At 63.3% G+C, this 16,490-nt stretch carries 19 protein-coding genes; 11 read left to right on the forward strand and 8 right to left on the reverse strand.

Annotated features, from left to right (window positions below):
• Positions 1–20 precede the first annotated feature (20 nt).
• Genes AC1D3B_RS02225 through AC1D3B_RS02240 form a run of 4 tightly spaced genes read left to right on the forward strand, consistent with a single transcriptional unit; the run spans position 21 to position 3,770 of the window.
• Positions 21–1,094: a hemin-degrading factor gene (locus AC1D3B_RS02225; RefSeq protein WP_478189036.1), complete on the forward strand. Its 1,074-nt coding sequence runs from the start codon at positions 21–23 to the stop codon at positions 1,092–1,094.
• Entirely contained in the window at positions 1,091–1,963 is an 873-nt protein-coding gene (locus AC1D3B_RS02230; RefSeq protein WP_478189037.1) for a heme/hemin ABC transporter substrate-binding protein, read from the forward strand. The genes AC1D3B_RS02225 and AC1D3B_RS02230 overlap by 4 nt, the downstream gene beginning before the upstream one ends.
• A complete protein-coding gene (locus tag AC1D3B_RS02235; RefSeq protein WP_478189038.1) occupies positions 1,960–2,997 on the forward strand; it encodes a FecCD family ABC transporter permease in 1,038 nt (345 codons plus the stop codon). The genes AC1D3B_RS02230 and AC1D3B_RS02235 overlap by 4 nt, the downstream gene beginning before the upstream one ends.
• The gene (locus AC1D3B_RS02240) at positions 2,994–3,770 is read left to right on the forward strand and encodes a heme ABC transporter ATP-binding protein (RefSeq protein ID WP_478189039.1); all 777 of its coding nucleotides are present in this window, start codon (positions 2,994–2,996) and stop codon (positions 3,768–3,770) included. Before AC1D3B_RS02235 ends, AC1D3B_RS02240 begins: the two co-directional genes overlap by 4 nt.
• Before the next feature lie 126 nt (positions 3,771–3,896).
• Here the strand turns inward: AC1D3B_RS02240 and ppsR are convergent, their stop codons facing one another.
• Positions 3,897–4,718 carry a posphoenolpyruvate synthetase regulatory kinase/phosphorylase PpsR gene (gene ppsR, locus AC1D3B_RS02245; protein ID WP_478189040.1) on the reverse strand — a complete coding sequence of 274 codons (822 nt, stop codon included), beginning with the start codon at positions 4,716–4,718 and terminating at the stop codon, positions 3,897–3,899.
• A 188-nt stretch (positions 4,719–4,906) separates the two neighbouring features.
• On the opposite strand from ppsR, the gene ppsA reads away from it, so the two are divergent.
• From ppsA to dnaB, 7 genes are all read left to right on the forward strand, one after another.
• The gene (gene ppsA / locus AC1D3B_RS02250; RefSeq protein WP_478189041.1) at positions 4,907–7,300 is read left to right on the forward strand and encodes a phosphoenolpyruvate synthase; all 2,394 of its coding nucleotides are present in this window, start codon (positions 4,907–4,909) and stop codon (positions 7,298–7,300) included.
• 206 nt (positions 7,301–7,506) lie between these two features.
• Positions 7,507–8,019: a hypothetical protein gene (locus AC1D3B_RS02255; protein WP_478189042.1), complete on the forward strand. Its 513-nt coding sequence runs from the start codon at positions 7,507–7,509 to the stop codon at positions 8,017–8,019.
• Between the two features lie 118 nt (positions 8,020–8,137).
• Complete coding sequence (gene rpsF, locus AC1D3B_RS02260; protein ID WP_093109828.1) at positions 8,138–8,512, forward strand: 30S ribosomal protein S6; 375 nt, start codon at positions 8,138–8,140, stop codon at positions 8,510–8,512.
• Between the two features lie 4 nt (positions 8,513–8,516).
• Positions 8,517–8,819 (forward strand): primosomal replication protein N, encoded by a 303-nt coding sequence (gene priB / locus AC1D3B_RS02265; protein ID WP_478189043.1) that lies wholly within the window; start codon positions 8,517–8,519, stop codon positions 8,817–8,819.
• 21 nt (positions 8,820–8,840) lie between these two features.
• Positions 8,841–9,122 carry a 30S ribosomal protein S18 gene (gene rpsR / locus AC1D3B_RS02270; protein ID WP_007830781.1) on the forward strand — a complete coding sequence of 94 codons (282 nt, stop codon included), beginning with the start codon at positions 8,841–8,843 and terminating at the stop codon, positions 9,120–9,122.
• 13 nt (positions 9,123–9,135) lie between these two features.
• The gene (gene rplI / locus AC1D3B_RS02275; RefSeq protein WP_214693230.1) at positions 9,136–9,588 is read left to right on the forward strand and encodes a 50S ribosomal protein L9; all 453 of its coding nucleotides are present in this window, start codon (positions 9,136–9,138) and stop codon (positions 9,586–9,588) included.
• Positions 9,589–9,760: 172 nt separating this feature from the next.
• Entirely contained in the window at positions 9,761–11,164 is a 1,404-nt protein-coding gene (gene dnaB / locus AC1D3B_RS02280) for a replicative DNA helicase (protein WP_478189044.1), read from the forward strand.
• A gap of 33 nt (positions 11,165–11,197) precedes the next feature.
• On the opposite strand, the gene AC1D3B_RS02285 is transcribed toward dnaB, so the two are convergent.
• The 7 genes from AC1D3B_RS02285 to AC1D3B_RS02315 form a co-directional block, all read right to left on the reverse strand.
• Positions 11,198–11,905, reverse strand: a complete 708-nt coding sequence (locus AC1D3B_RS02285) for a helix-turn-helix transcriptional regulator (RefSeq protein ID WP_478189045.1) — start codon at positions 11,903–11,905, stop codon at positions 11,198–11,200.
• A gap of 9 nt (positions 11,906–11,914) precedes the next feature.
• Positions 11,915–12,400 carry an MGMT family protein gene (locus tag AC1D3B_RS02290; protein ID WP_478189046.1) on the reverse strand — a complete coding sequence of 162 codons (486 nt, stop codon included), beginning with the start codon at positions 12,398–12,400 and terminating at the stop codon, positions 11,915–11,917.
• Position 12,401: 1 nt separating this feature from the next.
• Positions 12,402–12,857, reverse strand: a complete 456-nt coding sequence (locus tag AC1D3B_RS02295; protein WP_478189047.1) for a GyrI-like domain-containing protein — start codon at positions 12,855–12,857, stop codon at positions 12,402–12,404.
• Between the two features lie 18 nt (positions 12,858–12,875).
• A complete protein-coding gene (locus tag AC1D3B_RS02300; protein ID WP_478189048.1) occupies positions 12,876–13,325 on the reverse strand; it encodes an EVE domain-containing protein in 450 nt (149 codons plus the stop codon).
• A gap of 190 nt (positions 13,326–13,515) precedes the next feature.
• Entirely contained in the window at positions 13,516–15,261 is a 1,746-nt protein-coding gene (locus AC1D3B_RS02305; protein ID WP_478189049.1) for a PhoH family protein, read from the reverse strand.
• Positions 15,262–15,452: 191 nt separating this feature from the next.
• Complete coding sequence (locus tag AC1D3B_RS02310; RefSeq protein ID WP_021006537.1) at positions 15,453–15,929, reverse strand: peroxiredoxin; 477 nt, start codon at positions 15,927–15,929, stop codon at positions 15,453–15,455.
• Between the two features lie 120 nt (positions 15,930–16,049).
• Positions 16,050–16,436 (reverse strand): Mth938-like domain-containing protein, encoded by a 387-nt coding sequence (locus tag AC1D3B_RS02315; protein ID WP_478189050.1) that lies wholly within the window; start codon positions 16,434–16,436, stop codon positions 16,050–16,052.
• Positions 16,437–16,490: the final 54 nt, after the last annotated feature.

The following is a 16,490-nucleotide window of genomic DNA, read 5'->3' on the forward strand; positions in this document are numbered from 1 at the left end:
GCTCACGACAACTGGAACTCATGATGACCCATGACCTGATCCGCGAACGATTCGCCGCCCTGCGTGCCGAAGGCAAGCGCCACAAGGATGCTGCCGAGGCCATCGGCATCAGCGAAGGCGAGGCCATCGCAGCCCATTCGGGTGCCCATGAACGTGCGTTGCGAGCGACGCCGCTGCGAGGGCCCTGGCTAGAATTGCTCCAGGCCCTCGAACTGTGTGGGCCCGTGCTGGCCCTGACCCGCAACACCTCGACCGTGCACGAGAAGACCGGTATCTACCGAAATCTCTCTGGCGGCGAACAGATGGGGCTCGCGTTGGGGGAGGAGATCGACCTGCGCCTCTTCTTCAGCCGTTGGCATGCCGGCTTCTTCGTCAGCGAGGCGGCAGCCAATGCGGGCCAGCCGGCTTCGCTGAGCCTCCAGTTCTTCGATGCCAGCGGTGTGGCGGTCCACAAGATCTTTGCACGAGACGCGACCGACCGCGATGCCTTCGAGTCGGTTGCGCAGGCCCATGCGAATGCAGATCAGGCTGCCGTGTTCGCACCCGCCGAACCCAAGGTCCCGCCGCGGCCCGATGGCGACATCGACCGTGCCGCCCTCACCGAAGCCTGGGGCGGCATGACCGACACGCATCAGTTCTTCGGTCTCCTGAACAGGTTCGAGGTCGAGCGGCAGCAGAGCTTTCGCCTGGCCGAAGGCGGCTTCACCAAGCGCGCGAGCCGGCTCGCAGTGCGCGAACTGCTCAACGAAGCCTCGTTCTCGGGCACGCCGATCATGGTCTTCGTCGGAAGCCCGGGCTGCATCCAGATCCATACAGGTCCGGTGGTGCGTGTCGAGCCGATGGAGATGCGCGGCATGCAGTGGCTCAACGTGCTGGACCCGGGATTCAACCTGCATCTGCGCGAGGACCTGATCGACAGCGTCTGGATCGTCGAGAAGCCCACCAGCGACGGCGTCGTGACCTCGGTAGAGGCCTTCGACCGCGAAGGCGGGCTGATGGCGATGTTCTTCGGTGCGCGCAAGCCGGGGCAGCCGGAGCGCGAAGACTGGCGCGCGTTGGTTCGCACCCTGTCGAGCCTCGAGGCGACAGCATGATGCTCATGGGGCGAGATCGACGCGAGGCGTTGCGCCTTCTGAGCGGCGGCGTGCTGGCTGCCGGTGTCTGGCCTGCCTGGGCACAGGTCACGCGCGCACCGCGCCTGGTGACCGTCAGCGGCGCCATCACCGAGATCGTCTACGCGCTGGGTGCCGAATCTCAACTGGTCGGCACTGACACCACCAGCCTCTACCCGGAAGCGGCCCGCCAGACCCCCAAGGTCGGCTACATGCGCCAGCTCTCCGCCGAGGGGCTGCTGTCGCTGAAGCCGGATGCTGTGATCGCGACGACCGAGGCAGGGCCGCCGGTCGTGCTCGACCAATTGCGCACCGCGGGCATCAAGCTGGAACTGGTCGAGGCCGATCACACTTGGGGCGAAGTACAGCACAAGGTAGCGGCCGTGGGCCGTGCCGCGGCCCGCAACTCGCAGGCGCGCGACCTGATGGTGCGGCTGGATACCGAATGGGCCGAAGTGCAAGAGCGCGTGGCGGCGGACACGGCGCGCAAGCCGCGCGTGCTGTTCGTGCTGTCGCACAGCGCGAGTCCGCAGGTGTCCGGCGAGAAGACCGCGGCGCATGCGGTGATCGGCTTTGCAGGTGGCGTCAACTGCCTCTCGGGATTCCAGGGCTACCGGCCCATGACCGCCGAGGCCATGGCTAGTGCGGCGCCGGACGTGATCCTGACCACGACCCAGAGCATCGAGGCGCACGGCGGCGCGGAGAGGTTCTGGCAACGGCCGGAACTCGCCTTGACGCCCGCATTCAAGCGACGGGCATTGGTGACCCGGGACGCCTTGCTGTTGCTGGGCTTCGGCCCACGCCTGCCCGCCGCCGTCGGCGAACTGCACAAGAGCCTGCGTGCCTCATGAACGGGCGGCTGACGATGCGCAGCACCCTGACAGGGGGGCTTGTGCTGCTGCTGTTGAGTCTCGTCGTCGGCGCCGGCTCCGGTGCCTATTCGATCAGCGCGTCGCAGTTGATGGGCGTTTTCGGGGCCATCTGGCAGGGTGGGGCGGACCCGTCGCCTGAATACCTCGTGTTCGTCAACATCCGTCTGCCGCGACTCGTACTCGGTGTGGCCGCGGGTGCCGGTCTCGGCATGGCTGGCGCACTGATGCAGGGGCTGTTCCGAAATCCGCTCGCCGACCCCGGGCTGATTGGCATCAGCAGTGGTGCCGCATTGGCAGCGGGCGCGACGATCGTGCTGGGTGCCTGGCTCATGCCGGCACTCCCGCGCACCTTGGGAAGCTGGACGCTGGTCAGCATGGCTTTCGGCGGCGGCTCCCTCGTGACGCTGCTGATCTATGGCCTGTCGCGCAGCGAGGGCAGCACACGCATGGCGCTGATGCTGCTCGCCGGCATCGCGATCAATGCACTGGCGGGGGCCGGGCTCGGCTTCCTCAGCGTGATGGCCACCGACGAGCAGTTGCGCAGCCTGCAGTTCTGGCTCCTGGGCAGCCTGGGCGGCGCGCGTTGGAGCGCGGTGCTGCTGGTCGGCGGGATCGTTTGCTTCGCGCTGTGCGTGGGGCTGACCTTGGCAGCCGCGCTCAATGCGATTGCGCTCGGCGAAGCGCAGGCCACCCTATTGGGGGTCGATGTCGAACGCGTCAAGCGGCGCGCCATCCTCGTGACCGCTTTCGCGGTGGGCGCCGTCACGGCGACCACCGGAATCATCGGCTTCGTGGGACTCATCGCGCCGCACTGGGTGCGGCTGGTGGCGGGCCCTGACCACCGCGTGGTGCTGCCTGGCTCTGCACTGCTGGGTGCGGTGCTGGTGCTGGCGGCCGATACGGTGGCGCGCACCGTCATGGCCCCGACCGAACTGCCGCTGGGCGTGCTGACCGCCTTCATCGGCGTGCCGATGTTCCTGTTGATGCTGCGGCATTTCCGGGGGCGCCTATGACGCTCGGATGCATCGATGCCGAGGTGCGCCTCGGCGGCAGGACCTTGTTCTCGGGCGCACACATCACATTGCGCCCGGGCCGACTGACCGCCATCCTGGGCCCCAACGGCGCTGGCAAGTCCACATTGCTGTCGGTTCTGAGTGGCCAGCGCCGGCCAGATCGCGGCCGTGTGCTGCTCGACGAACTGCCGTTGTCAGCGCACAGGACCGAGGCGCTGGCCCTGCGCCGCGCACTGATGCCGCAGGAAAGTGCAGTCGCGTTCGATTTCAGTGCAGAGGAGATCGTCGCGCTCGGCAGATTCCCTCATAGGCGCACGCCAAGCCGCAACGAAGACGCGATCATCGAAGGCGCCATGGCGCTGACAGACGTGTCGGCCCTTGCGAAGCGCGCGCTGAACACCCTCTCAGGCGGCGAAAAGTCGCGCGTGCAGATGGCGCGCGCCCTGGCCCAGCTCTGGGAGCCGCGCCCCGACGGCAGCGCTCGCTGGCTGCTGCTTGACGAGCCCACCGCCGCGCTCGACCTGGCGCACCAGCACGCCGCGATGCGCTTGCTGCGCGACTCGGCCGGGCAGGGCGTCGGCGTGGTCGCAGTACTGCACGACCTGAACTTGGCCAGCAGATATGCCGACGATGTGGTGGTGCTGGGCGGCGGCGCTGTCCACCATGGCGCAGTGGAGGAAGTGCTCCAGCCCCCGCTGATCGAGCGCATCTGGTCCATGCCCTGCCAACGAGTCAAAGCGGCCGACGGCACAGTCCAGTACCTCTTCGCATAGACGGAAGGCCGGCGTAGCCAGGCCCATTGGTGAAACATCGCGGATCCGGCTCCGCCGGTCCGCCGGTGTTGCCCCAGGCAGGGGGGCGGCGAAACGACACGAAGTGCGTGAAGCTTGGGCGTGAACTCAATACGTCAGACGTTCGGGCCGTAGTTCCTGCAGGATGGTCGTGGCGATCTCCTCGATCGACTTGGTCGTCGTCGACAGCCAGCGAATGCCCGCTCGACGCATCATCGCCTCCGCCTCGCTCACCTCGTGCCGACAGTTCTCGATGCTCGCGTAGCGAGAGTTCGGCCGGCGCTCGTTGCGGATTTCGCTCAGGCGTTCCGGCTGGATAGTGAGGCCGAAGATCTTCTTGCGATGCGGCATCAGCGCAGGTGGAAGCTGGCGACGGTCGAAATCTTCCGGAATCAGCGGGTAGTTGGCCGCCTTCAGGCCATGCTGCATGGCCAGGTAGAGCGAGGTCGGCGTCTTTCCGCTGCGGCTCACGCCGACAAGGATCACATCCGCACCGTCGAGATCGCGATTGCTCTGGCCGTCGTCGTGCGCCAGGCTGAAGTCGATCGCCTGGATCCGCGCGTTGTATTCCTTGCTCTTGCTCACGTCGCTGAAGCGGCCGATGCGATGGTTGGACTTCATCGCCAGTTCGATTTCCAGGGGACGGACGAAAGTGCCGAACATGTCCAGCAACATGCCTTTGCAGCCCGTCTCGATCACCTCCAGGACTTCCATGTTGGCCAAGGTCGTGAAGACGATGGGCCGAAGTCCCTCGATTTCCGCCGTGTGGTTGATCCGCCGCACCGCCTGGTGGGCCTTGTCGACGGTGTCGGTGAAAGGCAGCCGGACGTGGCGCGGCTTCATCTCGAACTGGGCGAGAACGGCGTTGCCGAAGGTTTCGGCCGTGATGCCGGTTCCGTCGGAGACAAAGAAAACAGTGCGCGTATGCATGATCTGGCGGCCTTGTCCTGCGGCGCGTCCAATCGGGGCGCGCCTACAATCCGGCCCATTATCGGGAATGCCACCCGCCATTTCCCGCCGAATTTTTCCATGCACCTCCCGCCAGCGCCCAGACCAAGAAGAATGATCGCGTTGCGTCGCCTGCATGAAGCGTCAGTTTCAACTTCTGGAGCTTTCCCATGTCTGCACTCTTCGAAGCGACCGCCCTGGTCGTACCGTTTGAAAACCTGAGAATGACCGACGTCGAGTCGGTCGGCGGCAAGAACGCCAGCCTCGGCGAAATGATTTCCCAGCTTCCCCAGGGCGTGCGGGTGCCCACCGGCTTCGCAACCACGGCCCACGCCTTCCGGCAGTTCCTCGCCCATGACGGATTGGCCGACAAGATCAGCGCCAAGCTGGCGAAGCTCGACACGGAGGACGTTCGGGCCCTGGCTGCCGCAGGCGCCGAGATTCGGAGGATGGTCGAAGCGCAGCCCTTTCCGGATGACCTGCAAAAGGCCATTCAGGGCGCCTTTGCAACGTTGTCGGCCGGCAATCCGCAGGCGAGTTTCGCAGTTCGCTCCTCTGCCACGGCCGAAGATCTGCCCGATGCGTCGTTCGCGGGTCAGCAGGAAACTTTCCTGAATGTGGTCGGTGTCGACGACGTGCTTCACAAGATGAAGGAGGTCTTCGCCTCGCTCTACAACGATCGCGCCATCAGCTACCGGGTCCACAAGGGCTTTGCGCACGACGTCGTGGCACTTTCGGCGGGCGTCCAGCGCATGGTGCGCAGCGACCTGGGGGCGGCTGGCGTGATGTTCACCATCGACACCGAATCCGGCTTCGAGGACGTTGTCTTCATCACGTCGAGCTATGGGCTGGGCGAGACGGTGGTGCAGGGCGCCGTGAACCCGGACGAGTTCTACGTGCACAAGCCCACGCTCCGGGCCGGCAAGCGTGCGGTCATTCGCCGCAACCTCGGCTCCAAGCTGATCCAGATGGAGTTTGCGACAGCCCAGGAGAAGGCCGCCACCGGCAAGCTCGTCAAGACGACCGACGTTCCGACCGAGCACCGCAACCGTTACTCGCTGAGCGATGCCGATGTCGAGCAACTTGCGAAATACGCACTCGTGATCGAGGAGCACTACGGCCGTCCCATGGATATCGAATGGGGCAAGGACGGCACCGACGGCCAGCTCTACATCCTGCAGGCGCGTCCCGAAACGGTGAAAAGCCAGCAGCAGGGCAAGGCCGAACAACGCTACAAGCTGCTCGGCAGGGGCGCCGTGTTGGCCGAGGGCCGGGCGATCGGACAGAAGATCGGAACCGGCCCTGTACGCCTCGTCCACAGCATCAGCGAGATGGACAAGGTGCAGGCCGGCGACGTGCTCGTGACCGACATGACGGACCCCAACTGGGAGCCGGTGATGAAGCGCGCCGCGGCCATTGTGACCAATCGCGGCGGACGCACCTGCCACGCCGCGATCATTGCGCGCGAACTCGGCATTCCGGCCGTCGTGGGCTGCGGAGACGCCACCGACCTGCTGAAGGACGGCACGCTGGTCACCGTGAGCTGTGCGGAAGGAGACACGGGCTTCATCTACGATGGTCTGCTCGAGACGGAGGTGACCGAAGTCAAACGCGGTGAGATGCCCGAGATTGACCTCAAGATCATGATGAATGTGGGCAACCCGCAGCTCGCTTTCGACTTCGCGCAGCTGCCTAACCATGGCGTGGGCCTCGCACGGCTCGAATTCATCATCAACAACAACATCGGCGTGCATCCCAAGGCGATCCTCGACTATCCCAATGTGGACGCGGATCTGAAGAAGGCAGTGGAATCGGTTGCCCGCGGACACGCATCGCCGCGGGCTTTCTACGTCGACAAGGTGGCCGAAGGCATTGCGACGATTGGAGCTGCCTTTTGGCCCAAGCCGGTGATCGTGCGCCTGTCCGACTTCAAGTCGAACGAGTACCGCAAGCTGATCGGTGGCAGCCGCTACGAGCCGGAAGAGGAAAACCCGATGCTCGGTTTCCGCGGCGCTGCGCGTTACGTGAGCGAGGAATTCGGCGAGGCCTTCGCCATGGAGTGCGAAGCGCTCAAGCGCGTGCGCAACGAGATGGGCCTGACCAACGTGCAGATCATGGTGCCCTTCGTCCGCACCCTGGGTCAGGCGGAGCGCGTGACGAGCTTGCTCGGCGAGCATGGTCTGAAGCGTGGCGAGAACGAACTCAAGCTCATCATGATGTGCGAGGTTCCGAGCAATGCCATTCTTCCGGAGGAGTTCCTGAAGTTCTTCGACGGATTCTCGATCGGGTCCAACGACCTGACGCAACTCACGCTCGGCCTGGACCGGGACTCGGGCCTGGAGCTGCTTGCGGCTGACTTCGATGAGCGCGATCCGGCGGTCAAGGCGTTGCTTTCTCGCGTGATCAAGGCGTGTAAGGCGCAAGGCAAGTACGTCGGGATCTGCGGGCAGGGGCCCAGCGATCATCCGGACTTTGCACTTTGGCTGGCTGAGCAGGGCATCGAGTCGATCTCGCTCAACCCGGACAGCGTGATCGATACTTGGCAGCAGCTCGCGAAGCGCTAAGGGAACGCGCGGCGGAGGATGTCACCGCCGCGCAACGACTTTAGTCACGGAGTGCGCCGTAATCCCCATGTCAGGTTGGTGTATTTGCAACCAAATGAATCTTTGGTGTCAAACTTCCCGGTCACAGGGAGGCGCAACTCCGAGAGCGCGCAGATGGGTCGCACGGCGGCCTCGAAGGCCCTCCGGACTTCCGCGCCGAGGAACGCATGATTCTTGTCAAGACAGAAGCCGGGCACCAGGTGCTCAAGGACCGATCTCTGAGGTTGACGCCGCGGCAGCGCTCCGCGTTCATCCTCTTCGATGGCAAACGTTCGGTGAATGACGTGCTCGAGGCTGGCATGGGGATCGCCCGCGAGGATATCGACCACATGGTCGAACTCGGATTGCTCGGGCACGTCGACGGATCGATAGGTGGGGCCGATGGAGCGGCGGTGACGATGCCGCCCGTGCCAGAGTCGCCGCGTGCTCCGACGCAGGCGACAGGTGTGCAGGCCATAGGGCAGTCAACGATTTCCGAGCGTTCGAGCCAGCAGCGGTACAAGGACGCGTATCCGATTGCGACGCAACTCACCGGCAACCTTGGCCTTCGCGGCTTCAGGCTCAATCTGTCGGTCGAAGGAACCTCGAATTACGAGGAACTGTTTGAACTCCTTCCCAAGATTCGAGCCGCAGTCGGTCCCGAGAAGGTCGCCACGCTGGAGCGCGCATTGCTCGGATAGCCTGCCGCTGGGCGGAAGGCGCGCTCCGCCTGCTATAATTTACGGCTTTGCCTTGCCACACTGCAACTGACGCTGCGGGTGGCTTTACCCCTTCTACGGAAGATCCACAAGGAGTGCCATGCGTCACTATGAAATCATTTTGCTGATCCACCCGGATCAGAGCGAGCAAGTTCCGGCGATGCTGGAGCGTTACAAGGGCCTGATCACGGCCGGCGGCGGCAAGGTCCACCGCGTTGAAGACTGGGGCCGTCGTCAACTGGCGTACCAGATCAACAAGCTCAACAAGGCGCACTATTTGTGCGTGAACATCGAAGCCGAACAAGCTGTGATGGCTGAGCTCGAGCACGCGTTCAAGTTCAACGACGCCGTTCTTCGCCACCTCACCGTGGTCAAGAAGAAGGCCGAAACCGGTCCTTCGTCGATGATGAAGACGGTCGAGCGCGAAGAGGCTCGCAAGGCCCAGCAGGCCGAATACGCCGCCAACAACAACTGATGGTGTGAGTGCTGCTGCAGTCAATCAGCTTGTGCTGACTGCCTGCGTCGCCGAACTCGGATCCTTGCGATACACACCGGCCGGATTGCCTGCCATCGACCTGAGACTCGAACACGAGTCGACAGTCTCTGATGCAGGGCAGGTCAGGCGGATCAAGGCGGCCCTCAAGGCCGTGGCGTTCGGTTCAGTAGCCGAGCGACTCGCAAGGCAGGGGTTGGGGAGTCTCTGGCGATTTCAGGGATTCCTGGCCACACCGGGCAGCGGCAAGCATCCGGTTCTGCACATCCAGGATTTTCAGCAAGATTAATTTTCGACAAGGGGTCCCACCATGGCCACGTTCAAGAAATTCAACAAAGACAAGCGCCCGAAGCGCAATACCCAGTCGCTGCTGTTCAAGCGCAAGCGCTTCTGCCGTTTCACCGTCGCTGGCGTCGAGGAGATCGACTACAAGGACATCGACACCCTGCGCGATTTCATCAGCGAAAACGGCAAGATCATCCCCGCACGCCTCACCGGCACGCGCGCGATCTACCAGCGCCAGCTCAACACCGCGATCAAGCGTGCACGCTTCCTCGCGATGGTGCCGTACAGCGACCAACACCGCGTCTAAGGAGCAGGACACCATGCAAGTCATTCTTCTGGATAAGGTCGTCAACCTCGGCGTGCTCGGCGAGATCGTCAAGGTCAAGGACGGCTACGCGCGCAATTTCCTGATTCCGTCGGGTCGCGCTCGTCGCGCCACCGAGGCCAACAAGGCCGAATTCGAAGCCAAGCGCGTCGAACTCGAAAAGGCAGCGGCCGCAAAGCTGGCTGAATCGCAAGCCCAAGGTGAGAAGCTCGGCGGCACGACCGTCAAGCTGACGCAGAAGGCCGGCGTCGATGGCCGCCTGTTCGGCTCTGTGACCAATCACGACATCGCCGACGAGCTCAACAAGCAAGGCTACAAGGTTGCGAAGTCACAGGTGCGCATGCCCAACGGTCCGATCAAGACCGTCGGCGACAGCACCGTGAGCGTTGCGCTGCACACCGATGTGGTGGTTGACATCACCGTGACGGTGTACGGCGAAAGCGCCTGATCGTCGAGCGCGCTTCGTGCCCGTCCCCAAAAGCCGCCTTCGGGCGGCTTTTGTTTTATCAGTCGACCGTGTTGTCCCGCGTGTTGCACCGGAAGATCACCGATTATTCACAGCCTTGTCCACGTGACGCGTTGCGTCGCGCCGCTTAGCATGCAAGGTTGCAAGGAGTTCCATGTCCGCCGTTTTTTCCTATGCCGATAACGACCCGTCGGCCGACCGCCAGATCGCGCAATTGCGCATCCCACCGCATTCGATCGAAGCTGAATCGAGCGTGCTCGGCGGCCTCCTGCTCGATAACGGCGCCTGGGACCGCATGGGGGACGTCGTGGTGGACAGCGACTTCTATCGCCATGAGCACAAGCTGATCTACGCGGCCATCGGCACGCTGATCAATGCCAGCAAACCTGCCGACGTCATCACCGTCTACGAGCAGTTGCAGAATCTCGGCAAGTCCGATGAGATTGGGGGACTCGCCTACCTGAACTCGCTCGCTCAATACGTGCCGAGCGCCAGCAACATCCGCCGCTACGCCGAAATCGTGCGTGAGCGCTCGATCCTTCGCAAGCTGGTCAGCGCAAGCGACGAGATCGCGACCAATGCCTTCAACACGCAGGGCAAGCCCGTCGACAAGATCCTGGACGAGGCCGAGCAGAAGATCTTCAACATCGGCGAAGAGGGCACGCGCATGAAGCAGGGCTTCCAGGGGATGGACTCCCTGGTGGTCGAGTTGTTGGACCGTGTGACGGAGATGGCGGAGAACCCCAACGACATCACAGGGGTCCGCACCGGCTTCTACGAATTCGACAAGATGACCTCGGGTCTGCAGCCGGGCGACATGATCGTTCTGGCCGCGCGACCATCCATGGGAAAGACTTCCCTGGCAATCAATATTGCGGAGCACGTTGCGCTCAACGAGGGCTTGCCGGTTGCCGTGTTCTCCATGGAAATGGGCGCCTCGCAGCTCGCGGTGCGTATCGTTGGCTCGATTGGCCGGATCGACCAGGGGCATTTGCGGACAGGCAAACTCACCGACGAGGAATGGCCTCGCCTCACCGAAGCCATCGAGAAGCTGCGCAATGTGTCGTTGCACATCGACGAGACACCGGGTCTCACGACCAGCGAGCTGCGCGCAAACGCCCGTCGCCTTGCGCGCCAGTACGGAAAGCTGGGCCTGATCGTGGTCGACTACCTTCAACTGATGAGTGTGTCGAGCAGCATGAACGACGAGAACCGCGCCACGGCGGTGGGCGAAATCTCGCGCGGTTTGAAGATGCTTGCCAAGGAGCTCAAGTGCCCCGTGATTGCGCTGTCGCAGCTCAGTCGTGGCGTCGAAAGCCGTACCGACAAGCGCCCCATGATGAGCGACCTGCGCGAATCCGGCGCGATCGAGCAGGACGCCGACATCATCATGTTCATCTACCGCGACGACTATTACGACAAGAACAGCAAGGAGCCTGGCGTTGCGGAAGTGATCATCAGCAAGCACCGCAATGGCCCGACAGGCACGGTCAAGCTTGCGTTTCTCAAGCCGCTTACCAAGTTCGAGAATCTTGCCGGGGGCGGCGCCGATTTCTGATCCGGATCACCCTGGACGCCGACATACCCATCGCTACGACTTTTGCGAGTCGTATCTTCGCGAATCCGACTGCAGGCGCCGCAGCAAATCAGCCAGCGTCTTGCCGGGCTCGTCGAGAAAGCGGTCCGGCAGCACTTCGACCTGATCGATGCGGTCGATCCTGAAACCGCGGAAGTCCTGGCGCAATTCGCACCAGGCAGAAAAAGTCCAGACTTTGCCCCAATAGAAGCAGCCAAGCGGCCGGACGACGCGCTGGCTCGCCGCACCTACGACATCGCGATAGTCCATGCGCAGTTTCTGGCGTGATTGCACTGCTTCGCGCAAGATTTGAAGGCGGGTTCGCGTTCCATCGTCGAGCACGTAGGCCGGCGCGTAGAGGGCAAGGCTCTCAGCGGATACTCGCGCTGCCGGTGACAACACCGAAAGGATCTTGCAAAGCGCGGATTCGATGTCGCGGGCCATCGCCGGGTCGACCCAGCTTTGCGCAAGCCGCGCGGACGCGACCAATGCAGCCGCTTCATCCCGGGTGAACATCAGCGGTGGTACGTCGAAGCCCGCGCCGATGCGGTAGCCGACGCCAGCTTCGCCCTCGATCGGCACGCCCTGGCGCTGGAGGTCTGCCACGTCCCGATACACCGTTCGTTCCGACACCTCCAGCCGCTGGGCGAGGAAGGTCGCGGTCGTGAGCCGCCGCCCTCGAATGAACTGGACGATCTGGAACAAGCGATCTGCGCGGCGCATGGGGCGAGATTAGCGCCCAATGAGCTTTTTCTCGAAGTCCTCGACGAAAAAGCGCCTTCCGCGTTGCAGCACCGTGTGGCCTTCGGATTCAAGACGCTGCATGAGTTCATCGAGGCCGCCCGGGTACTTGATATTCAGTTCGCCGTTGGCCTTCAGGGTGCGCCAATAAGGCGTGATGTCCTGAAGTCCGGCCCGTCGATCTTCGTCCGCCGCCTGCGCGGCCATGCTCGCGAAGATGGCGGTCGTCACCGTGCAGCCGATGGTGGCGCCGTGCTCGCGGGCAAGTTGCTGTCCGATACCGAACACCGTGACAAGACATCCCTCGGGCACACGCCTCATCGCATCGTCGACCTCGCGAGGAGAGGGCGTCACGATCGTCCCCGGTCCTTGGCGCTGCTGCATGCGCTCTGGAATCGGCTTCACCTGCGGCAGGTTCGGATAGCCGGCGAGCCTTTCTCGCCAGCTCTTGCCGTTCCTCTCCGTGGTCGAAGGCATTTCAGTCCAATTCAACGCCGATGTGGATGGCGACCTGTTCCGGGCCGCTGTAGGCTTCGAAGTCGCTCCGGTAACGACGCTTGATTCCAGGGTGATCGTCGAAATATTGCCAGATCGTGTTCCACACTGACAGCACCATCTGCGGCATTTCCCCTTGCCCGGTGAAGACCAGGTAGTCGCCGCCTTCGATCCGGACCGCCGACGGTCCATCCGAAACCGCGACGCCGGTCGTGATGTCGAATGCGCCGTGCGCGTCGGCTTCGTAGGCTGAATAGACGCCGAAGAGTCGCATGTCGTTGAGGCGATGCGGCGTCTTCTCGTAGATGCGCTCGTCGAAGAAACGATTCCACAGAGTGCCGATCCGGGCAGCCTGAGGGTCGCTCTCGTGGCGATTGGTGGTTCGTGCGGTGACTCCCGCCACGTTGAAGGAATCAAGGCGTTGAAGTTGAGGTTCCATTTTTCGCTCCATGTGAAATCAGAGGGCGAGCGCCCGGGAATCGGCCTTCATCGCCTTGGCAATCAGGCGGATGTCATGCTCATTGACTTCGAACAAGCCGAAGCGGAACTTGTAGCCCCAGCGCTTCGGGTCTTCGACGAAGTCGAACTGCTCGATCAGAGGAAGGATCGGGGCCTCGATTGCGAGCGCATAGTGCACGTCGCGCCGCCATGGGACGAAGCCGTTGCCCATGTCTGCTTCATAGGGTTCGTCGCCGTGTACGACACCGATCGAAACGAAGCTTTGAAGCTTGTCGGTGCCGCCCAGCGAGACGGCAGGCGCGTAGTAAGCGATCCGGTCGCCCGCGGCAATACGCTTGAGCGGCGCGAGCTTGCCATGGCCGACCTGCATGAAGCCGCCGCGGGGGTTGTCACGCCCACGGCGGGCATGTTCGGCGCTGGCGACTGCGATCCAATTTCTGCGGTTCATGTCCGCCATGCTGCGCGAGGGCTACTGACAACGTCCTGTCAGCAGCCTGCGCCGGAACCTGGAATCGAACCGTAGCGCCCCTCAGCGCCCGTCCCCGGGCCGCCGCGGAACCGGCTTTGCCGGGCCAGTTGGCGGCGCCCCCTGAAAGGGGGTGCGCGGCTACACGAAGTGAGCGAGCCTGGGGGTGAGCCTACAGCACATCGCTGGCGAAATCCGCCAGCCGCGAGCGCTCGCCGCGCGCCAGCGTGATGTGCCCGCTGTGCGGCCAGCCCTTGAACTTGTCGACCGCGAATGTCAGGCCGGATGAGCCCTCGGTGAGGTACGGCGTATCAATCTGCGCAAGGTTGCCCATGCAGATGATCTTGGTACCCGGACCCGCTCGAGTGACCAGCGTTTTCATCTGCTTGGGCGTCAGGTTCTGCGCCTCGTCGATGATCACGTACTTGTTCAGGAAGGTGCGTCCGCGCATGAAATTCATGCTCTTGATCTTGATCTTGCTGCGGATCAGCTCATTGGTTGCCGCACGTCCCCATTCGCCCGCGCCGCCGCTGTCGCCCTTGGCCAGGAATTCGAGGTTGTCGTCGAGCGCGCCCATCCATGGGCCCATCTTCTCCTCCTCGGTGCCGGGCAGGAAGCCGATATCCTCGCCGACGCTCACCGTTGCACGGGTCATGATGATCTCGGTGTAGCGACGGTCGTCGAGCACCTGTGTCAGGCCGGAAGCCAGCGCCATCAAGGTCTTGCCTGTGCCGGCTGTGCCGGTCAGCGTGACGAAGTCGACGTCCGGGTCCATGAGCAGATTCATGGCGAAATTCTGTTCGCGATTGCGAGTATTAACGCCCCAGACGGCGTTCTTGATCGAACCGTAGTCCTTCAAAGTCTTGAGAACGGCTGTCTTGTCGCGAATTTCGGTCACGCGCGCGTACATGCTCGGCTCGCCGGGTGCCTCGAAATAGACGAACTGGTTGATGTACAGGTTGGGAACGATCGGCCCGCTGATCCGGTAGAAGGTGCTGCTGCCGCTTTGCCAGCTCTCGATCGTCTTGCTCTGGCGCGTCCAGAAATCCGCGGGCAGGGCGAGCGAGCCGGAATAGAGGAGGTCACCGTCCTCGAGCGTCTTGTCGTTCTGGTAGTCGTCGGCGGCAAGACCTAGCGCGCGCGCCTTGACGCGCATGTTGATGTCTTTCGACACCAGCACCACTTCCTGCTTCGGGCGGCCGGGCGCATCCTTGGCGTACAGGTCGCGCAGGGCCTGCACCACGCCCAGGATCTGGTTGTCGGCCTTGCCCTGCGGCAGACTGGTGGGTAGCGAGTAGTCGAGCGGCGCGGTCTGGAAGAACAGCTTGCCGCCCGCTTCGCGGTGCCCCGTGGTGTCGAGCTTCAAGCCCTTGCCGATGTCGGCGCCCTGTGCCGCCGCAAGCGCGTCGAGCGTCCGGCTGGTCTGGCGGCCGTTGCGGGCGACTTCCGTCGTTCCTTTCTTGTGGCCATCGAGCTCTTCCAGCACGATCATCGGCAGGAAGATGTCGTGCTCCTCGAAGCGGAACAGACACACGGGGTCGTGCAGCAACACATTCGTGTCCAGCACGAACAGCTTGGCCGGGCCGTTGGATTTGCTGCGTTTGGCGCGGGGCTGGCTCTGCGGGGCCGCGACCGGCGTGGTCACGCGGGACTCGCGATGGCTGGGCGGCGGTGCGTCCGGAACGGCGGGCGCCGGCGACTTCGCCCTTGGGGCCGCCGGGGTTTCAACGGCACCGCCGGCGTTTGCAGCATGGCGGTCGAACAATTCAAGCGGCCGAGCCCCGTTTGACCCGGAGTCTTCGGTTTTGCGATCAGACGAGCGTCGGCTGCTTCTTCCGTGCGAAGAACGGGCGGGCGCATCGTGCGCGTCCGGCGAAAGCAAAGCGGCGCGTTTCGTGGGGGCGGGGGGCAGGGGCATAGGGCGGTTCGCTCGCAAAAAAGAAGGGGCCAGAAAGCGAAAAAGCCGCCTGAAGACCAGGGCGGCTTTGTTCGGTGGATGCGGTCGTGGAGCTCAACGGCATTGGGCCATTATGCACATCGCGTGTGACGCATCCGGCGTTCGTTGCGTCGCGCCAACGCGATTGCGCAAAACCTCACACACTTCACAGTTCAAGCGGCTTTTTTGAGCGCTTTCACCGCCTTGAGTACGTCGTCGACATGGCCGGGGACCTTGAGGCCACGCCATTCGGCCTTCAGCACGCCGTCGGCCCCGATCAGGAAGGTGCTGCGCTCAATGCCCTTGACCTTCTTGCCGTACATGATCTTGTTCTTGACGACGCCGAACATGTGGCACATCTTTTCTTCGGTGTCGGCGATCAGTTCAAAGGGAAGCTCGAGCTTCGCCTTGAATTCGTCGTGCGACTTCATGTTGTCGCGCGACACGCCGAACACCGTGGCGCCAGCCTTCTCGAAGTCCTTGTAGCGGTCGCGGAACTGCATCGCTTCGGTGGTGCAGCCTGGCGTGTTGTCCTTGGGGTAGAAGTACATGACCAGCACGTGGCCGAGATGCGAGGTGTTCGAGACCTTCAGGCCGCCGGTGGCATTGGCGTCGAATTCGGGAATGGGTTTGTTGACAACGATCGCCATGAAACTTGTTTTCTCCGTTTGATTTCATGCCCGATCCGGTCGGGGTCATGAAGGATTGGTCGTTGCTAACTGAGGGCGGGCCGCCGGTTTGCAACCCGCGATTTTACCCCGAAATGACCCTCACTGCCCGTCCTCTTGTCTCTCGACGAGCAGCGCCGTGACCACGTGACGACCTTCGCTTGCCAGGATGTTGTAAGTGCGGCAGGCCGCGGGCGTGTCCATCGTCTCCACGCCGGTGCGCTGCGCCATGAGGGGCTGGAGCCAGGCCGGTTGAGGGAAGCGAATGCGCGCCCCGCTGCCGAAAATGATCAGTTCGGCGCCCAGGGACGCGAGTTGCGCGAAGTGCTCTGCGCCGATTTCGTCGAAGCGGCTGCAGTTCCAGTCGAATCGCTCGCCGCGCGAGCCGACGACCACGCTGGACTCGACCCGTTCATTGTTGATGGCGACCCAGCCAGGGCCGTGTGCCGTGACTGTCTGGACGTCGGATTTGTCGGGCTGGAGCTTCATCTGGAGGGGCTGGGAACTGTGGTCAAATTATAGGTTTTCCCCTGCGCAGACCCC

The sequence above is a fragment of the Variovorax sp. P5_A3 genome (assembly GCF_056400665.1).

Coding starts and splice junctions, on each gene's coding strand:
- dnaB (WP_478189044.1), top strand. CDS start 9,761: ATGTCCGCCGTTTTTTCCTATGCCGATAACGACCCGTCGGCCGACCGC.
- AC1D3B_RS02300 (WP_478189048.1), bottom strand. CDS start 13,325: ATGAACCGCAGAAATTGGATCGCAGTCGCCAGCGCCGAACATGCCCGC.
- rpsF (WP_093109828.1), top strand. CDS start 8,138: ATGCGTCACTATGAAATCATTTTGCTGATCCACCCGGATCAGAGCGAG.
- ppsR (WP_478189040.1), bottom strand. CDS start 4,718: ATGCATACGCGCACTGTTTTCTTTGTCTCCGACGGAACCGGCATCACG.
- AC1D3B_RS02290 (WP_478189046.1), bottom strand. CDS start 12,400: ATGCCTTCGACCACGGAGAGGAACGGCAAGAGCTGGCGAGAAAGGCTC.
- rpsR (WP_007830781.1), top strand. CDS start 8,841: ATGGCCACGTTCAAGAAATTCAACAAAGACAAGCGCCCGAAGCGCAAT.
- ppsA (WP_478189041.1), top strand. CDS start 4,907: ATGTCTGCACTCTTCGAAGCGACCGCCCTGGTCGTACCGTTTGAAAAC.
- AC1D3B_RS02230 (WP_478189037.1), top strand. CDS start 1,091: ATGATGCTCATGGGGCGAGATCGACGCGAGGCGTTGCGCCTTCTGAGC.
- AC1D3B_RS02295 (WP_478189047.1), bottom strand. CDS start 12,857: ATGGAACCTCAACTTCAACGCCTTGATTCCTTCAACGTGGCGGGAGTC.
- AC1D3B_RS02255 (WP_478189042.1), top strand. CDS start 7,507: ATGATTCTTGTCAAGACAGAAGCCGGGCACCAGGTGCTCAAGGACCGA.
- AC1D3B_RS02310 (WP_021006537.1), bottom strand. CDS start 15,929: ATGGCGATCGTTGTCAACAAACCCATTCCCGAATTCGACGCCAATGCC.
- rplI (WP_214693230.1), top strand. CDS start 9,136: ATGCAAGTCATTCTTCTGGATAAGGTCGTCAACCTCGGCGTGCTCGGC.
- AC1D3B_RS02235 (WP_478189038.1), top strand. CDS start 1,960: ATGAACGGGCGGCTGACGATGCGCAGCACCCTGACAGGGGGGCTTGTG.
- AC1D3B_RS02285 (WP_478189045.1), bottom strand. CDS start 11,905: ATGCGCCGCGCAGATCGCTTGTTCCAGATCGTCCAGTTCATTCGAGGG.
- AC1D3B_RS02315 (WP_478189050.1), bottom strand. CDS start 16,436: ATGAAGCTCCAGCCCGACAAATCCGACGTCCAGACAGTCACGGCACAC.
- AC1D3B_RS02305 (WP_478189049.1), bottom strand. CDS start 15,261: ATGCCCCTGCCCCCCGCCCCCACGAAACGCGCCGCTTTGCTTTCGCCG.
- AC1D3B_RS02240 (WP_478189039.1), top strand. CDS start 2,994: ATGACGCTCGGATGCATCGATGCCGAGGTGCGCCTCGGCGGCAGGACC.
- AC1D3B_RS02225 (WP_478189036.1), top strand. CDS start 21: ATGATGACCCATGACCTGATCCGCGAACGATTCGCCGCCCTGCGTGCC.